Consider the following 17,182-nt stretch of genomic DNA (forward strand, 5'->3'; position numbering starts at 1 on the left):
ATGAAGATGAGTAATCCACAACAAAAATTCGATATTGTTGTCGTGGGCGCGGGTATGATTGGCGCTGCGACAGCCTTGGGATTGGCGCAGGAAGGCTGGCGAGTTGCATTATTGGAGCATCAGCTCCCTGCATCTTACGATGCAGGTAGTGAACCCGATGTGCGCATTTCTGCGATTAGCTGTGCTTCGGTGGCTTTATTGAAACAATTAGGGGCATGGGAAAACGTATTGCGGATGCGCAGTGCTCCATATCGAAAGTTAGAAACATGGGAGCAAAATGATTCTAACGTCATTTTTGACGCCGAAAGTTTGGGGTTGCCGGAGTTAGGGCACATGATTGAAAATCGTGTCTTACAATTGGCATTGTGGCAGGAGTTTGAGCGTTATCCAAACTTGACATTATTTTGTCCCACAGCTTTGAAATTTATACAGCGTCAGTATGCAAATAAAACATGGCTGTTGGCATTGGTTGATGGCACAGAAATTGATACCCGGCTGATTATTGGTGCAGATGGTGCCCATTCTCAAGTTCGTCAATTGGCAGGTATTGGCAGTAAAGGGTGGCAATACCGACAGTCGTGCATGTTGATAACAGTCAAAACTGACCAGCCTCAACAAGATACAACATGGCAACAATTTTTTCCTTCTGGCCCCAGAGCCTTCCTGCCGTTGTTTGATCAATGGGCTTCATTGGTTTGGTATGATTCTCCTGCCCGAATTCGCCAATTACAATCGATGACGATGGCACAGCTTGAGCGAGAAATTTTTCAGGCATTCCCTACTCGTTTAGGTAAAGTTACTCCGATTGCTGCTGGCTCATTCCCATTGACTCGCCATCATGCTAACCGCTATGTGCAAGAAGGATTAGTTTTACTGGGGGACGCAGCTCATACTATTAACCCTTTGGCGGGGCAGGGGGTGAATTTAGGTTATCGGGATGTTGATGTTTTACTCAAGGTACTGACTAATGCTAAAGAGTTATTGGAAGAGTGGGATTCTTTGACCGTCTTGCTGCGTTATCAACGTCGCAGGATGCCGGACAATTTGGTAATGCAAGCGGGGATGGATCTTTTCCATACAGCGTTCAGTAATGATTTGCTGGGATTGAAAATGGCCCGAAATCTGGTGTTGGTGGCAGCACAACGTTCAGGAATGGTGAAAAATCTAGCTCTGAAATATGCATTGGGGTTGTGATTGATGTTTCCTCTTATTGGGTAGAACAATTTATTGCGTAGAACAATGCCCTGTTATTTGTGTAGTTTGATTACGTGATATTGATCTTGGGTTGAAAATAAACTGCCCCTATATGGGGCTAAACGCCGCTTCATTGGAAATGTAGGTACCTGAATGCTTGCTTGGTAATCGTTGGCGTGGTTTTTGTGAGGATATTTTGGATATTTCAAAAGCAAAAAAACCACCTTTAATTGGTGGCCTCTATATCAGAAATATTCTTCCTGTATACTCTTTTTCTATTCTTTAACAACACATATTTTGTGTAACACATTGACAAATATGGCTGGGGTACCAGGATTCGAACCTGGGAATGCCGGAATCAGAATCCGGTGCCTTACCGCTTGGCGATACCCCAACTGGATTTGCAAATGGTGGCTACGACGGGAATCGAACCTGTGACCCCAGCATTATGAGTGCTGTGCTCTAACCAGCTGAGCTACGTAGCCATTTACGATTATCGTAAGAAATGCGATAACTTTCAATTAAATGGCTGGGGTACCTGGATTCGAACCAGGGTATGCCAGGATCAAAACCTGGTGCCTTACCGCTTGGCGATACCCCACCTGAGTGTTACCACTGCAACCTTTGTTATCCTCAGAATGCTTAGTTAAGGCTATACGGTTTTAACTTATTGCTTCGGTTAAATGGCTGGGGTACCTGGATTCGAACCAGGGCATGCCAGGATCAAAACCTGGTGCCTTACCGCTTGGCGATACCCCACCTGAAACAAAAACTTAAAACAATCACTAAAACATATTCTAAGTACAACCCGACAAAGGAAATGGTGCGGGAGGCGAGACTTGAACTCGCACACCTTGCGGCGCCAGAACCTAAATCTGGTGCGTCTACCAATTTCGCCACTCCCGCAAAGATGGTGGCTACGACGGGAATCGAACCTGTGACCCCAGCATTATGAGTGCTGTGCTCTAACCAGCTGAGCTACGTAGCCATCTTTTTTCGCTTTGCCTTCATCGGCGGTGCGGGGCGAATTATGCGTATATCAGACAGATGCGTCAACTGCTTTTTTAAATAAATACGCACAAAATTGTTTGTTTGTTCGTCCCGTAATCATTTTGTCGACAAACTCGGCAAAAATGGTTGGAATTATCCTCCAAGAAGATGTTGCAACAGTACACCATTAAGCATTGCCCGTTTCGTTAGTGCGAATGCGCCAATCGCTGAGCAGTGATTTAATTCAGAAACTACGACTGGAAGGTCTTCGCGAAATGCCTGTAGCACTTGGGTATTGATGCTGCTCTTAATGGTAGGCAGTAATACCTGTTCTGCTTCTGTGATTTCCCCTGCAATAACTATTTTCTGAGGATTAAATAAGTTAATTGCTATTGAAATAGCTTTACCAAGATAGTTTCCTACTTGCCTGATGACTTCTGTTGCAAGAGGATCACCCGCATTGGCTGCAAGGCAAATTGCATGGATATTACAATTGTTCAAGGCAAGCTGGCTTGGGAAACCTTGACGTAATTGATGCTGTACTCTGGCTTCTATGGCTGAGTTCGAAGAGATAGTCTCCAGACAACCAAAATTACCGCAATGGCAGCGTTCACCCAAAGGATCGATTTGGATGTGGCCAATTTCACCAAGATTGCCCCGTTTATTGAGCAGGATATTGTTGCTAACGATGACACCAGCCCCAGTGCCGCGATGGATACGTACCAGAATCGAATCTTCACAATCGCGAGTAGCCCCGAAATAATTTTCAGCTAATGCAAGGCTGCGAATATCATGTCCAATAAAACAGAAGGTATTGAAATGTTCTTTGAGATTCTTAACCAAGGGCCAGTTATCTACCTTAATGTGTGGCATATAGCGGATGACGCCCTGGTCAGGATCAACCAGACCGGGAAGAATGACTGAAATTGCGATCAATTCACGGATTCGACGCTGGTTTTTGGCAATGAAACTTTCAATAGCATCAATAATCCGTTTCTCGACTTCCTGCTGAGTATTTTCCGGCACAGGATAGTGCGCTTCCACTAGCGTTTTGCCGCTCATATCGAACAGCGCCACGGTTGCATCATGGCGCCCGAGCCGTATGCCAATGGTATGGAAATGACGTGTTTCAGTAATGATGGAGATCGCGCGTCTTCCTCCGGTGGAAGCCTGATGTTCGACTTCTTTTATCAGGCCACGTTCCAACAGCTGACGAGTAATTTTGGTTACACTAGCAGGAGCAAGCTGGCTTTCTTCTGCAATCTGAATACGTGATATTGGCCCATGCTGATCAATCAACCGATAGACCACAGCACTATTTAGCTGTTTGACTAGATCAATATTACCGATTTGCTTTTGTGCGTTTTCATTACTCATCAATCTGTATACTCACGATAGTTTTACTTCATTCCCGTTAACAATGGTTTTGCAGATCTTGAAATCGTGAGTAAATGCGGTTAGATTCGCTACCTTGCCAGATTCAATCGTGCCGAGGTATTTATCAACACCGATTGCTCGGGCTGGGTAAAGCGTCACCATTCGCAACGTTTCATCCAAAGCAATACCAACATGTTCCACACTATTTTTAACACAATCAATCATTGTGATTGCTGAGCCGCTCAGTGTTCCATTTTCATCAACACATAAACCATTTCGATAATATATTGTTTTATTAGCAAAGGTAAATTGCTCCATGGCATCGGGCGAAAGCCCGGCAGGAACAATAGCATCCGTTACCAAGATAAGTTTTTCATTTTTTAATCTCTTGGAGTTACGGACATTTGGCCATGATACATGCATTCCATCACAAATAATGCCGGCATAGACTTCTGAAGAATCATAAATGGCACTGACCAGTCCGGGCTGGCGGCCAGAAATCGGAGGCATGGCATTATATAAGTGGGTAGAGAATGTAATGCCATTTTGGAAGCCATGACGAGCTTCTTCATAAGTAGCATTGGAATGACCAGCAGAAACAGTAATACCCGCTTCGGCCAATTTTCGAATATATTTGCTTTCTACCATTTCAGGAGCGAGGGTGATCTTGGTAATAACATCAGCGTTCAGGCACAGGTAATTAACCATTTCGGGAGTGGGCTTACGGATATAAGCTGTATTGTGAGTCCCTTTTTTTATTGGATTGATATAAGGCCCTTCCAGATGCAGCCCTAATGCCTGATTGGGATTTTTTTTCAGATAGGTGCGCATCACTTCGATGGCTTTTATCATTAATTCATCGGGGCTGGTGATGAGGGTAGGCAGGAAACTAGTACAGCCATAGAGCTGATTAGTTTTCTGCATGGTATGCAGCGTCTCTTCTGAAAGATCTTCCAATCGTTCATTGAATTGGACTCCACCACAACCATTAACTTGTAGGTCAATAAATCCTGGTGCGAGGTTTGCGCCATGTAAATCGTGTTTTTCAATTTCTTCTGGCAACTCGCTTATCGGGCAGATCTGTTTAATCAAACCATTTGCAATGATGACAGCATGGTTGTCAAGCCTGTCATATCCCGTATAAATAATCCCATTAGTTAATGCGTACATTGATATCTTAACTCCTAAATCAGTTTAGCTGGCGAATTCCTTGATAATATCGGCCTCTAACTGGTGGAAATACTTCATTGTTTTCACTTTCAATTCCATGGTGGCGGGTTCATCACAGACAATAAGTGATTTCGGATGCATCTGGAGACAGCTGACTGTCCACATATGATTGATATTCCCTTCTATTGCGGCAAGCAGAGCTTGTGCTTTATTCATACCGGTTGCCAGAATCATGACTTCTTCAGCATCCATTAAAGTACCCACACCAACAGTTAATGCATATTTGGGAACTTGTTCCACATCATTATTGAAAAAACGGGAATTGGCAGTCCGTGTTTCAATGGTCAGTGTTTTGATTCGCGTGCGTGAAGAAAGAGAAGATGCCGGTTCATTAAAGGCAATATGTCCATCATTACCGACACCGCCCATAAATAAATGAATTTTGCCATAGGTTTTGATCTTACCTTCATAACGTTGGCACTCAACATCAATATTTTCTGCATTTCCGTTTAGCAAATTGATATTTTCTTTCGAAATATCAATGTGATTAAAGAAATTTTGGTACATAAATGAATGGTAGCTTTGGGGGTGATCTTCCGGCAGGCTGACGTATTCATCCATATTAAATGTCACCACATGCTTGAAGCTTACTTTCCCAGCTTGATATAGGGAAATAAGTTCCTTATAGGTTGCCAGCGGTGTGCTACCGGTGGGAAGCCCAAGCACGAAAGGGCGATCACTAGTCGGATTGAACTGATTGATCTTACTTACAATATAGTGAGCAGACCATCGACCGACATCACTTGCCGTAGTTAGGGGGATCAGCCTCATGATTACCTCTTAAAAAATCATTCAATAATTTAATTATGTAAGGCTATTCACGCACATACGATAGCTGATATATCAATATGATACGTGATAGCAGTAGGATAAAATTGCGCATCATACTTGTCCTGTATAGGACTTAGTTCCATTTTATACAGGAAGATATTTTTTATTTTAAAATAAGATTAGTGATATGGCTAGTTTTTTAGCTTTTATAGTGCATTTTATGACTAAACAATAGGATTTATAAGGATGTTTTTTTATATATTTAAATAAGTTTTTTGTTATTTTTCATTAAAAAACAGATAAATATGGTGTTTTATAGTAATAAAAAGGAACGTAATTACGTTCCTTTTTATCTTGAACAGTATAAATTATTCAGTTTTATCTGCGTGACTTAATTTCAACTGAGCTTTTATTTGTTCAGCGATGTTTTCAGCTTGTGGGCCGAGGATGACTTGAATACTTTGTTTACCTATTTTTAGGACTCCTTTAGCCCCTAATTTCTTCAATTGAGCCTCATTTAATTGGGTATTGTCTTCTACAGTCAGACGGAGCCGAGTGATACAAGCATCAACGGTACGAATATTGCTAGGCCCGCCAAGGGCACTGATATAATGTATAATAGCTTCTTTATCTTGAGATGCAGAAGTTGCTTTGTCTGAATTTGTCTCTTCTCTGCCTATCGTATTCAGATTGAAAATGCGAATTATTAAGGTAAAGGCAACGAAATAGATAACAAAGAATAGAATAATAAGTGGAATCAATATCCATGGTTTTGTTGCCAGTCCCCAGCTTAATCCTAAATCGATAAGACCAGCAGAGAAGCCAAATCCGTGTAAGACACCTAAAGAGTTTGTAATTACCATGCTAACGCCCGCAAGAATTGCATGTAAAACATATAATGCGGGTGCTAAAAACAAGAATGAAAACTCTATCGGTTCAGTGATACCCGTCAGGAATGAAGTTAAGGCGACAGAAAATAACATCCCACCAATTTGAGGGCGACGTGATTTTGGTGCAGCTAAATACATGGCTAAAGCAGCGCCAGGTAATCCACCCATAAATATTGGATAGGCCCATGCCATATAGACCCCTGCGTTGGGATCACCAGCAAAGAAGCGATTTAAATCACCACGAGCGAGATCACTCGCTATTTGAGTAATGTTTGAACCTTCTATTCCGGGTATGGCAGCTCCAATAGTGAGAGAGCGTGCTACATCAGGCGCCAAACAGATGTTATGTATTGATCCTGCCAGATCGTAAGTCATTTTTATACAATCACCTAAGCTGAACCAGAAAACGGAATGCAGGATATAGTGTAGGCCGAACGGAATCAGGGCACGATTAAGAACACCATAAGTAAACCACCCTGCCATACCACTTTTTGATACTAAAAGGCTGAAATGATCAATACCATGCTGTATATACGGCCAGATATGTCCACAAATCCAGGCAAGGAAAAGGCAAATAATTCCGGTTATAATGGGTACTAAACGTTTACCCGCGAAAAATGCTAAAAATTCGGGTAATTGGGTTTCGGAAAAGCGGTTATAGCAGTGTCCGGCAACGATCCCCGAAATAATACCTGCAAAAAATGACATATTTATTTTAGGATCAATAACGGCGGTTGCTTTTGTCAGAATGAAAAAACCAACGACACCAGCGAGTGCAGCGGCTCCGCCATTATCTTTCGCCAAGCCGACAGAAATTCCCAGCGCAAATAATAAAGGCAAATTTTCAAAAATTCCTCCACCTGCACTAGCAATAAAAGCGATATTGAATACGTCTGGTTGACCGAGCCGAAGTAGTAACGCGGCGACTGGAAGTGAAGCGATTGGAAGCATGAGTGCTTTTCCCAAACGCTGTAAATAGTTAAATATACCCATGGCTCTCACCTATTGTAGTAAATATTATTGGAGACTTTTCACAATTGATATGACTTATTTTTAATTGAAAAATAAGAAAAAGCCACAGATAAATAAGTAATTGTGATCATTGTAACGATATTGATAAAATTAAAATGAGCACCGCAATGTGCTCATTTACTTGAAATTATTTATACATGTTATTGTAAACGCTATTTAGATAGCTGATGGAAGTGGGAGTATGTAACTTTTTGAAATTTCATTATAAATTTTATCGACACTTTCTTCGAAGATATCTTTTGACAGTAACACTCTGAGTTTTTGTTGTTGTGTATCGGACATAAATAAATTTCTATCGTATATGGAAATTATTTTTTTCGTCAGTGACGCGATGTCATAATTAAACTTATCTTCCGGTGAAAAATAAGTTGAAGCTTCCACTGAGCTTAAATTTGGAACAATTGTATAGATCCCATTTAGTGCTGCTTCTAAAGGAGTAATTCCCAGAGTTTCATAACGTGACGTACATACAAAAATAGCTTTTCTTTTTATTTCATTAAAAATTCTAAATAGTTTTTTGTGCGATAGTTTATGTGAAATTAAAAAGTGTTTTCTATACTCCACGGGGATCATGAAATTTAGTATATCTCTTCTGTGGCCCTGTTTTTCTTCATCACCTAAAATTAATATTTTTGTTGGAATGCCTTTTTCTAATAAATTAATTGAGGAATTAATCAGGAATTCTATATTTTTAAAATAATCTAATCTAGCAACAGCAGTGAATAACAAGATTTCATCTTTATTTGTGTTTAGAAAATTACTTATATTGGAATTTAATGAACTACATTCGTTATTTTCACTGGAGAACATAGGTGGATTAACCTGTTTTATTTTTTCTCGGTGAACGCCTTTGCTTACTAGATAATCACCTTGTAGTTTAGAGTGTTGTATAACAAAATATCCTTTATCGATTAAGGTATTAATTCCTATAGATTGTTGCTTATAAAGATGAACCGCCTTATCTTTATTTTCAAATGCTTGATAAGCTTCTTCTTGTGAATAATTCCTCTGAAAATCTTCAACAAAAGGTCCATGATGTGTTACACCACATGGGATGTTTGATGGATGATAAGATAATATTGTATCTGTTTGATAATAAGCGAAAATATTGTATTTTTGGTTGTTGTTTATAGACAGGAATGATAGGCTTTTAGCTAAGGCTTCTCTGATATCTTCTGAGTTCATCGAAAAATTAAAGAAAATTTTTATATATTTTATTTCATTTATCTCTAATTGTTCAATTTTGGGAACCAATAGTGATTCATCTCTTTTATATAAGATAAATCCAGCAAAAACCTGCTGTTTAATAAAGTAGTTGGCCATTTTTAATGTGAATGATGTTGCTCCTACCTTAAATCCATCTGTATAGTGATTTGATATATATTTTTCATTAATGACTATTGCTATAATCATCTTTTTATTACCTGATGATAGATTCTTCATTTTCATTCTCTGTTGATATATATGATATATTTTGATATTGGTGGGTGATAATATAAAGGAAAAATTTCCAGTCGTGTGGATATGTTGAAAGGTATAAAAATCAAGTAGCCGCTCATTCATTTTCTGAATGAAATTAAACCAGATAATGATCTTTTCTCTTTAATCAATTCCCTGTTCTATTCATTATGTGTCTGGGGATTTGATGTCTTTAATATATACTCATGTAATCAATAAAATTAAATAATATTATATATAAAATGTATGTTATCTTTTATATACCTAATGAATTTCAAGATGCGTTGAGGCGGTTAAGGGAGCTAATCCCCGAGAACATAGATAACTCTAAGTTTATAACAACGGTAATCGGGGGTGAGTGAGAGCAACCAACAAAGTATCGGTTAATTGATAGCCTGAGACTCAATCACGAGGACAAATTCAACCTGTCATTATTTGACTTATTCAGTCGGATAAGATGAAAGCTATTTTCCGCTTTTCCGCACTAACTTTACCCATTCCACCATTTCCCACTAACAAAGTATTGTTTCTCGGTTCAGCTTATTGGATTATAGAAGGTTATGTTAAAGCGCTTTTTGCATTGAGGAAAAAAACGATGAGTGAGGCAGATGCCCGCCCGACAAACTTTATTCGTCAGATTATTGACGAAGATCTGGCAACCGGTAAACATACATCAGTACATACCCGTTTCCCACCTGAGCCTAACGGTTATCTGCATATCGGCCATGCTAAGTCGATCTGCTTGAATTTCGGCATCGCTCAAGACTATCAGGGACAATGCAACCTACGTTTTGACGATACAAATCCGGTCAAGGAAGATATCGAGTACGTTGAGTCGATTAAAGCTGATGTTCAGTGGTTGGGTTTCCAGTGGAGCGGGAATATTCGCTACTCTTCTGATTATTTCGATACTCTGTATCAATACGCTATTGAATTAATCAATAAAGGTCTGGCGTATGTAGATGAATTGTGTCCTGAAGAAATCCGTGTATATCGCGGTACTTTAAAAGAACCAGGTAAAAACAGCCCGTATCGTGATCGCAGCGTAGAAGAAAACCTGGCTCTGTTTGAAAAAATGCGTGCTGGCGAATTTGCTGAAGGTAAAGCATGTCTGCGTGCCAAAATTGATATGGCATCCCCGTTCATTGTTATGCGCGATCCGGTAATCTACCGTATCAAATTTGCAGAACATCACCAATCAGGTAATAAATGGTGCATCTATCCGATGTACGATTTCACACACTGTATTTCTGATGCGCTGGAAGGGATCACCCATTCCATCTGTACGCTGGAGTTTCAGGATAACCGTCGTTTGTACGATTGGGTATTGGATAACATCACAATTGACAGCCATCCGCGCCAGTACGAGTTTTCTCGCCTGAATCTGGAATATGCAGTGATGTCAAAGCGTAAACTTAACCAGCTGGTGGTGGAAAATATCGTTGATGGTTGGGATGATCCACGTATGCCAACTATTTCGGGATTACGCCGTCGTGGTTATACCGCAGCTTCCATCCGCGAATTCTGCCGTCGCATTGGCGTGACCAAACAGGATAACAACGTTGAAATGGCGGCATTGGAATCCTGCATCCGTGATGACCTGAATGAAAACGCACCGCGTGCTATGGCAGTTCTTGATCCGGTGAAACTGGTGATTGAGAATATGCCGGAAGGTGAAGTTATTCTGACGATGCCTAATCATCCGAATAAACCAGAAATGGGTAGCCGTGAAGTGCCGTTCAGTCGCGAACTGTACATTGACCGTGCGGATTTCCGTGAAGAAGCAAACCGTCAATATAAGCGTCTGGTTTTGGGTAAAGAAGTACGTCTGCGTAATGCTTATGTGATTAAAGCTGATCGTGTTGAAAAAGACGCAGAAGGCAATATTTCTACGATTTATTGCCAGTATGACGAGCAAACCCTGAACAAAGATCCAGCCGATGGTCGCAAGGTTAAGGGTGTCATTCACTGGGTAAGTGCTGCACACGGCGTACCAGCAGAATTCTATTTGTATGACCGTCTGTTCAGTGTGGCAACCCCGGGGGCAGAAGATGACTTTTTGTCTACTATTAATCCGGAATCGCTGGTGGTCAGTAAAGGGTTTGTAGAACCAGGGCTGACAAGTGCTTTGCCAGAAAAAACCTATCAGTTTGAGCGCGAAGGTTATTTCTGTGCTGACAGCCGCCTCTCAAGTGCTGAACATCTGGTCTTTAACCGCACAGTTGGTCTGCGTGATACTTGGGCAAAAATTTCACAAGAATAACAAGTTCACAAAGATAATGTGACTCAGGTTATTTAGCCCATGCACTATTAATCCATACACTAAAAGCGTGATTATTTTCACGCTTTTTTTATGCTTAATAGAATCGTAATGAAAATTAATTCTTCCTGCTAAGATTAAAAATTGCCTTATAGTCCTATATTATGTAGGGTTATTGGCTAGCCAAATCTGTACATTATTTACCCAAAGTTTGCCCATCGAAAAAAATAATAAATTCGGACGAGGTAATTTATGAAAATCATTAAATTACGTACCTTGGCAGCACTCATAACGGCAGTTGGATTTATAGGCAGCCCCCATGCAGAAGCGACATTATCAATGTCACCAGAGCAATCAATGTCACCACAGCAAATTGTGGATTTACTGAGTCAGTTAAAAGTCAATTTTAAAGTCATTGACAATCAAGCTGGTTCACATGGTACAGATTGCGCCATTCTTGGTGCGGATTCGGCTGCCTGTAATCGGGTCAACATTATCTTGAGCAATGGCAATCAGGCGATCAATTCTTCTGATTGGGCACTTTATTTTCACAGTATTCGCCAAATCCTGAAACTGGACAATGATCAGTACAAAATTACCCATGTCACGGGAGATTTACATAGGCTGGAACCGACGAAGAATTTCAAAGGCATTAAGGCCAATGAAAAAATCGTACTACCAATTGTTGGTGAATATTGGCAGATTTTCAGTACAGATTTTATGCCACGTTGGTATGCGACTTCTGGTGATGCTACCCCAAAAATATTGTTGAATACTGATACTGAAAACATCAGCGAATTTTTATCTGATCTGGAAGGTGAACAGTGGAAACGTACTACAGCGGATAACAATATTTTGATGACACCTGAAAACCGTTTTGCAAAAAACCAGCAGGTGGCAAGAATCGATGAAGATAAACTGCGAGGGCAGATTATCCCGACACCGAAAGAGCTTTCCATTCATTCTCAGGATGTGGATTTATCCCGTGGAGTGAAATTAGAGTTGGGAGGGTTAAGCAGCGAATCTATTAAGGTGATCAGGGAACGTTTCAAAGCCCATGACATTAATTTAACAGATGGCGGTTATCGAGTAGCAACGCAAATAAATGCAAACCAATTTACCGGGCCTTGGCGAATCAAAGGGGCATATTCGTTGGAGGTTACCACCAAGGGCACACAAATCGTCGCGTTTGATCAATCTGGCGTATTCTATGGCCTACAGTCATTGTTTTCCTTGCTTCCCGCTGATGGTATTCCCAAGATTACTACATTGACGGCAAAAGATGCCCCACGGTTTGAATATCGTGGTGTATTCCTTGATGTTGGGCGAAATTTTCATAGCAAAGAAGCTGTTCTGCGTCTGCTCGATCAAATGTCTAACTATAAGCTGAACAAATTCCATTTCCATTTGAGTGATGATGAAGGCTGGCGTTTGGAGATACCCGGTTTACCGGAATTGACAGAGATCGGCAGTCAACGTTGTCATGATTTAAGTGAAACTCAGTGTTTGTTGCCACAATTGGGATCAGGGCCAGATAGTAATAATATGGGAAGTGGCTATTTTAGTCGTCAGGATTATATTGATATTCTGAACTATGCTAAAGCCCGTCAGATAGAAGTTATCCCAGAAATTGATATACCAGCCCATGCTCGTGCCGCAGTTGTGTCAATGGAAGCGCGTTATAAGAAACTCATGGCACAGGGCAAAGAGCAGGAGGCTAATGAATATCGCTTGCTTGATCCGACAGATACCTCAAATACAACATCTGTCCAGTTCTATGATCGCCATAGTTATCTTAATCCGTGCATGGATTCATCAAAACGATTTATTGATAAAGTTATCAGCGAAGTTGCTGCCATGCACAAAGAAGCCGGACTGCCGTTGAATACTTGGCATTTTGGGGGGGATGAGGCAAAAAATATCCGTTTGGGCGCAGGATATCAGGATAAAGATGGGCCGATAGTGCCAGGCAAAGGGAGTATCAACCAAAAAATCGAGGACAAACCGTGGGCCAAATCTCAGGTTTGCCAGAAAATGATTGCGCAAGGAGTCATTAAAGATGTTGATGAACTTGACAGTTACTTTGCCATTGAAGTCAGTAAAATTATCAATGCCCACGGTATCAGCACCATGCAGGCATGGCAGGATGGTTTGAAACACGTTAAATCGGTAAACGATTTTGCCACTAAGCATGTTGCGGTGAATTTCTGGGATACTCTTTATTGGGGAGGCTATGATTCCGCCAATGATTGGGCAAATAAGGGCTATCAAGTCATTGTTTCGAGCCCTGATTATGTCTATCTGGATATGCCATATGAAGTGCATCCGAAAGAGCGGGGTTACTATTGGGCTACTCGTTTTAATGATGAAGCAAAAATTTTCAGCTTTGCTCCAAACAACATGCCACAAAATGCTGAGACTTCGGTAGATCGTGATGGCAACCATTTTAACACCCATAGTAATAAACGTTGGCCGGGAGCTTATGGGATATCGGGGCTATCATGGAGTGAAACCGTGCGTACTGATGAGCAAATGGAATATATGATTTATCCACGTTTATTGCCGTTGGCGGAAAGAGCATGGCACCAAGCGGCTTGGGAACAAAATTATCAACAGGGCAGGGAATATAAAGGAGGAATAACACACTATGTTGATGCAGATCTTCTTCAACATGACTGGGAACGCTTTGCCAATCTGATGGGGCAGCGTGAATTGGCTAAATTAGATAAAGCCAACATTTCATATCGTCTGCCGGTGCCGGGTGGCAGAATTGTTTCTGAAACACTTGAAGCAAATATCGCATTACCGGGAGTTGTTATCCAATACTCATTGGATAATGGAAAAACATGGCAAGCTTACAATGATAGATTGCGACCTCATGTCAGTAGCAATGTGAAAATTCGTTCAGTCAGTACTGATGGAAAACGCTTTAGCCGCATGGATGAAGTAAAATTTTAACGCTTAAAGCAACCTGCCGATTAGCTCAGGCTAATCGGCAGAAGCTTATTCAGACTAAATGAAGCAGAAGTGGATTACTATTTCAATCACTTCATTACGCTTGTTTATCATGCTTTTTCATCATGAAACGCGCTATCTTTGCGACAATCACCAACAGTACAGTGGCCATATAAATAAAGACTGTGGTTTGAGAGTTTAATTCCATAACGCTCAGCGATATTTTTCTGACGCTCTTCAATGAATTCATCACTAAATTCAATGACTTTACCGCAGTCGAGACAAATCAGATGGTCATGGTGATGTTGCTGAGTGAGTTCAAAAACCGATTTACCGCCTTCAAAATTGTGGCGTGTGACAATGCCGGCATCATCGAACTGGTTTAACACGCGATAGACAGTGGCGAGGCCAATCTCTTCACCGATATCAATCAGTTTTTTGTAGAGATCCTCCGCACTGACATGATGGCATTCTGGGTCCTGTAGCACTTCCAAAATTTTCAGGCGTGGAAGTGTTACTTTAAGTCCAGCATTTTTCAATGCTTTATTGTTGTCGGTCATGCGGATTCAGTCCTGTAACTTGAGTTAAGTAAACTTATGATACTTGGGGGTATCGTGAGGGAATCATGATTCTGTTTCACGTTGTTGATTATAGGCATGGATATTCAAAATGAAAACCATACCTATCCGGATATCATGACACATTATGCAAGAATAATCCTGCATGAAAGGGTTTTATTCCCCTTATGCACCCAGAATTTCTGACAGGCTCATCTCAACCTTAATTTGTTGTACCCAAGCCCCAACGCGCTCACTTGTCAATTCTGGTTGACGATCCTCATCAATGGCCAGACCAATAAAGTGGTCATCGTCGGCCATGCCCTTAGAGGCTTCAAAGTGATATCCTTCGGTTGGCCAGTGTCCTACGATAATAGCGCCATGAGGCTCAATAATATCGCGAATGGTGCCCATAGCATCACAGAAGTACTCTGCATAATCTTCCTGATCACCACAGCCGAACAAAGCAACCAGTTTCCCTTCGAAATTAATTTCTTCCAGTGTCGGGAAGAAATCATCCCAATCACATTGAGCTTCGCCGTAATACCAAGTTGGGATGCCAAGCAGCAGGATATCAAAGGCTTCAATGTCTTCTTTGCTGCTTTTGGCAATATCGTGGACTTCAGCAACATCAGCACCGCCCAATTTTTCTTGGATCATTTTGGCGATGTTTTCTGTGTTGCCTGTATCGCTGCCGAAGAATATACCTATTATTGCCATAAAATGGGTTAACCTCTTGTTTTATTTGTGTATTAAATCTATACACATCACGCTGAAATCAGCTAGAAAAATGTCAGTTTTAGTAACATGAAAAGCGTTATTTTGACCAAACATCAATGACAAATCTGTCAGATTTGTGTGGTGGTTCCGCTTCATTGTCGTTGAATAAAAGCCGTTAATCGGCAAGGTGATTTTCTTCTGCCAGTTGGGCTAACAACATTTGTTCAATCAGTTCACTGCGGCTGATATTGCGCTGTTTTGCCAGATGATTAAGTGCATCGACGGCATCTTCATTGAGTTTAAGTTCCACTCGACGAAGTCCTTTAACTTTATCTCGTCGTAACTGGTTACGTTTATTGATCCTAAGCTGTTCATCTCTGGACAGTGGATTTGTTTTCGGTCGCCCTGGCCTGCGTTCATCTGCGAACAAATCCAGTGTGGTGCGATCAGTTTGTTCTTTTGCCATAAATTTAATTGATAATGGGCGTGTACCAACAATATAGCGGGCAATAATACCTTAGCTCGACGCGTGTCGCCACTGGCTAGTCTGGTTTTTCGGGCGGATTGTCGGTGGATTGTCAATGAGATAGGGCAGAAGGCAGATTATTTTGGAAAATATTGAGTAGCGTTATGAAAAAATTACAGGGAAATACAATGTTTATTATCGACCTGAACCGCCCCTTTTAAGGGCGGTTCCTTAAGAAAAAAGTGATAAACAAATAATTGTTTTTTACTTGCGACAAATAATAATATATCGCCCACCACCGCCGGCGTTCTTACTGCCACTATCGCTAGCCTGATTATTATTGAGACCTATAATCGAGATAGATAGTGTGTTTGGATCAAGTTCTGAAGTCCAGATAAAGAAAGCCTTCTTAGTATTAACCGGCCAACCGTAGTGAGTATAAAGGTAATGTTCGGGAGAGCTTAAATTAACTTCAGCTAATTTTTTTGCCTCTACAATAGTGGGTAAATTCGCGCCCAAATTATTCTGGCAATAGTTGTTTATTCTATTCCATTGAGCCGCTCCCCAAAGTTCGTTATTCCGTTCCCATGTAAGAATACTTAAAGTACTATCTATCTCTTTAGCCAACAATGGTCGATAGAAAGTGTTGCTACCATCGTTAACTGTTTTTTCCATATGCCCCCAATAATTCGCCAGTGGTATATCTGGGCTGGTTAGTACGGTAAAAATAACATCCTGTGTTTTGGTTAACTGTTTAGCTCCATCATTCACTGTAATAGACAATGTTGTCCGTGTACCAAGACCATCAGGATCAGTAACATTGATAACCAGATTGCCTTTTTCGTCCGTATGACCCGTATAGCTATCCGCGTTACCCGTTAATACTCCTTCTTCCGTTTCCAATTTTACTGTGACTGTGTCAGATTTTTTCTGACGATTCATCGCAGTCATCTTAATGGTTACCGGCACGCCTCCAACGGATTGACCCCCTGCCACTGTAGTATTGATGGTCAACTTTATGGGATCAGGAGCCGTCTTTTTAACTATAATAGCCAGTGAGCCATCAGCATCCTTTTCTGGTGTCTCTGAGGTGATCGTGAAGTCATCCGCAATCCCTTTCACGGTACCGTCCGGGTTGCCCCCGGTGACATTGCTTTTCTTGGCTTCCTGCACGGTATCCGTCGCCACTGACTCCCCCAACATCATTTTATTATTACCCGACTTAAGCGGACTGCGGGGTACCATGGCGAGCTGGATAATCCGGCCGCTGTCTTCGGGTTTC

Annotated in this window: 12 protein-coding genes and 6 tRNA genes; 3 read left to right on the forward strand and 15 right to left on the reverse strand. The window is 41.2% G+C overall.

The genetic code is table 11. The annotated features are described in order from the left end of the window. Positions 1 to 6 precede the first annotated feature (6 nt). The gene (gene ubiF / locus Xvie_RS03955; protein ID WP_086108048.1) at positions 7 to 1,194 is read left to right on the forward strand and encodes a 3-demethoxyubiquinol 3-hydroxylase; all 1,188 of its coding nucleotides are present in this window, start codon (positions 7 to 9) and stop codon (positions 1,192 to 1,194) included. Between the two features lie 319 nt (positions 1,195 to 1,513). Here ubiF and Xvie_RS03960 read toward each other — a convergent pair. The 11 genes from Xvie_RS03960 to Xvie_RS04010 form a co-directional block, all read right to left on the reverse strand. Further along, positions 1,514 to 1,588 (reverse strand) — tRNA-Gln (locus Xvie_RS03960). 14 nt (positions 1,589 to 1,602) lie between these two features. Then, positions 1,603 to 1,679, reverse strand: a tRNA-Met gene (locus tag Xvie_RS03965). Between the two features lie 41 nt (positions 1,680 to 1,720). Further along, positions 1,721 to 1,795, reverse strand: a tRNA-Gln gene (locus Xvie_RS03970). An 83-nt stretch (positions 1,796 to 1,878) separates the two neighbouring features. Further along, positions 1,879 to 1,953: transfer RNA gene (locus Xvie_RS03975), tRNA-Gln, on the reverse strand. Positions 1,954 to 2,015: 62 nt separating this feature from the next. Next, positions 2,016 to 2,100: transfer RNA gene (locus Xvie_RS03980), tRNA-Leu, on the reverse strand. A gap of 5 nt (positions 2,101 to 2,105) precedes the next feature. Continuing rightward, positions 2,106 to 2,182: transfer RNA gene (locus Xvie_RS03985), tRNA-Met, on the reverse strand. 155 nt (positions 2,183 to 2,337) lie between these two features. Beyond that, positions 2,338 to 3,561 carry a DNA-binding transcriptional regulator NagC gene (gene nagC / locus Xvie_RS03990; RefSeq protein ID WP_086108049.1) on the reverse strand — a complete coding sequence of 408 codons (1,224 nt, stop codon included), beginning with the start codon at positions 3,559 to 3,561 and terminating at the stop codon, positions 2,338 to 2,340. A gap of 12 nt (positions 3,562 to 3,573) precedes the next feature. Next, the gene (nagA, locus tag Xvie_RS03995; protein ID WP_086108050.1) at positions 3,574 to 4,731 is read right to left on the reverse strand and encodes an N-acetylglucosamine-6-phosphate deacetylase; all 1,158 of its coding nucleotides are present in this window, start codon (positions 4,729 to 4,731) and stop codon (positions 3,574 to 3,576) included. Positions 4,732 to 4,755: 24 nt separating this feature from the next. Next, the gene (gene nagB, locus Xvie_RS04000) at positions 4,756 to 5,562 is read right to left on the reverse strand and encodes a glucosamine-6-phosphate deaminase (RefSeq protein ID WP_086108051.1); all 807 of its coding nucleotides are present in this window, start codon (positions 5,560 to 5,562) and stop codon (positions 4,756 to 4,758) included. A gap of 368 nt (positions 5,563 to 5,930) precedes the next feature. Next, on the reverse strand, positions 5,931 to 7,445 hold the full coding sequence (gene nagE, locus Xvie_RS04005) for an N-acetylglucosamine-specific PTS transporter subunit IIBC (RefSeq protein ID WP_086108052.1): 1,515 nt from the start codon (positions 7,443 to 7,445) through the stop codon (positions 5,931 to 5,933). Between the two features lie 195 nt (positions 7,446 to 7,640). Then, the gene (locus tag Xvie_RS04010) at positions 7,641 to 8,927 is read right to left on the reverse strand and encodes a glycosyltransferase (RefSeq protein ID WP_167376229.1); all 1,287 of its coding nucleotides are present in this window, start codon (positions 8,925 to 8,927) and stop codon (positions 7,641 to 7,643) included. 610 nt (positions 8,928 to 9,537) lie between these two features. On the opposite strand from Xvie_RS04010, the gene glnS reads away from it, so the two are divergent. Together glnS and Xvie_RS04020 are read left to right on the forward strand one after the other, a co-directional pair. Next, positions 9,538 to 11,205 carry a glutamine--tRNA ligase gene (glnS, locus tag Xvie_RS04015; RefSeq protein WP_086108054.1) on the forward strand — a complete coding sequence of 556 codons (1,668 nt, stop codon included), beginning with the start codon at positions 9,538 to 9,540 and terminating at the stop codon, positions 11,203 to 11,205. A 249-nt stretch (positions 11,206 to 11,454) separates the two neighbouring features. Further along, complete coding sequence (locus Xvie_RS04020; RefSeq protein WP_086108055.1) at positions 11,455 to 14,160, forward strand: beta-N-acetylhexosaminidase; 2,706 nt, start codon at positions 11,455 to 11,457, stop codon at positions 14,158 to 14,160. 107 nt (positions 14,161 to 14,267) lie between these two features. Here the strand turns inward: Xvie_RS04020 and fur are convergent, their stop codons facing one another. The 4 genes from fur to Xvie_RS04040 all read right to left on the reverse strand — a co-directional run. Further along, on the reverse strand, positions 14,268 to 14,717 hold the full coding sequence (gene fur, locus Xvie_RS04025) for a ferric iron uptake transcriptional regulator (protein ID WP_086108056.1): 450 nt from the start codon (positions 14,715 to 14,717) through the stop codon (positions 14,268 to 14,270). 183 nt (positions 14,718 to 14,900) lie between these two features. Next, the gene (gene fldA, locus Xvie_RS04030; RefSeq protein WP_086108057.1) at positions 14,901 to 15,434 is read right to left on the reverse strand and encodes a flavodoxin FldA; all 534 of its coding nucleotides are present in this window, start codon (positions 15,432 to 15,434) and stop codon (positions 14,901 to 14,903) included. Between the two features lie 175 nt (positions 15,435 to 15,609). After that, positions 15,610 to 15,900, reverse strand: coding sequence for a LexA regulated protein (gene ybfE, locus Xvie_RS04035; protein WP_086108058.1), 291 nt, complete (start codon positions 15,898 to 15,900; stop codon positions 15,610 to 15,612). A gap of 264 nt (positions 15,901 to 16,164) precedes the next feature. Next, on the reverse strand, positions 16,165 to 17,182 hold a 1,018-nt coding region (locus tag Xvie_RS04040), incomplete at its 5' end, for an Immunoglobulin-like domain BIg-containing protein (protein ID WP_244175433.1).

Origin of the sequence: Xenorhabdus vietnamensis (assembly GCF_002127535.1) — a bacterium.
In the GTDB taxonomy this organism is placed as follows: domain Bacteria; phylum Pseudomonadota; class Gammaproteobacteria; order Enterobacterales; family Enterobacteriaceae; genus Xenorhabdus; species Xenorhabdus vietnamensis.

Coding starts and splice junctions, on each gene's coding strand:
- Xvie_RS04020 (WP_086108055.1), top strand. CDS start 11,455: ATGAAAATCATTAAATTACGTACCTTGGCAGCACTCATAACGGCAGTT.
- nagB (WP_086108051.1), bottom strand. CDS start 5,562: ATGAGGCTGATCCCCCTAACTACGGCAAGTGATGTCGGTCGATGGTCT.
- fldA (WP_086108057.1), bottom strand. CDS start 15,434: ATGGCAATAATAGGTATATTCTTCGGCAGCGATACAGGCAACACAGAA.
- nagA (WP_086108050.1), bottom strand. CDS start 4,731: ATGTACGCATTAACTAATGGGATTATTTATACGGGATATGACAGGCTT.
- nagE (WP_086108052.1), bottom strand. CDS start 7,445: ATGGGTATATTTAACTATTTACAGCGTTTGGGAAAAGCACTCATGCTT.
- Xvie_RS04010 (WP_167376229.1), bottom strand. CDS start 8,927: ATGAAGAATCTATCATCAGGTAATAAAAAGATGATTATAGCAATAGTC.
- nagC (WP_086108049.1), bottom strand. CDS start 3,561: ATGAGTAATGAAAACGCACAAAAGCAAATCGGTAATATTGATCTAGTC.
- fur (WP_086108056.1), bottom strand. CDS start 14,717: ATGACCGACAACAATAAAGCATTGAAAAATGCTGGACTTAAAGTAACA.
- glnS (WP_086108054.1), top strand. CDS start 9,538: ATGAGTGAGGCAGATGCCCGCCCGACAAACTTTATTCGTCAGATTATT.
- ubiF (WP_086108048.1), top strand. CDS start 7: ATGAGTAATCCACAACAAAAATTCGATATTGTTGTCGTGGGCGCGGGT.
- ybfE (WP_086108058.1), bottom strand. CDS start 15,900: ATGGCAAAAGAACAAACTGATCGCACCACACTGGATTTGTTCGCAGAT.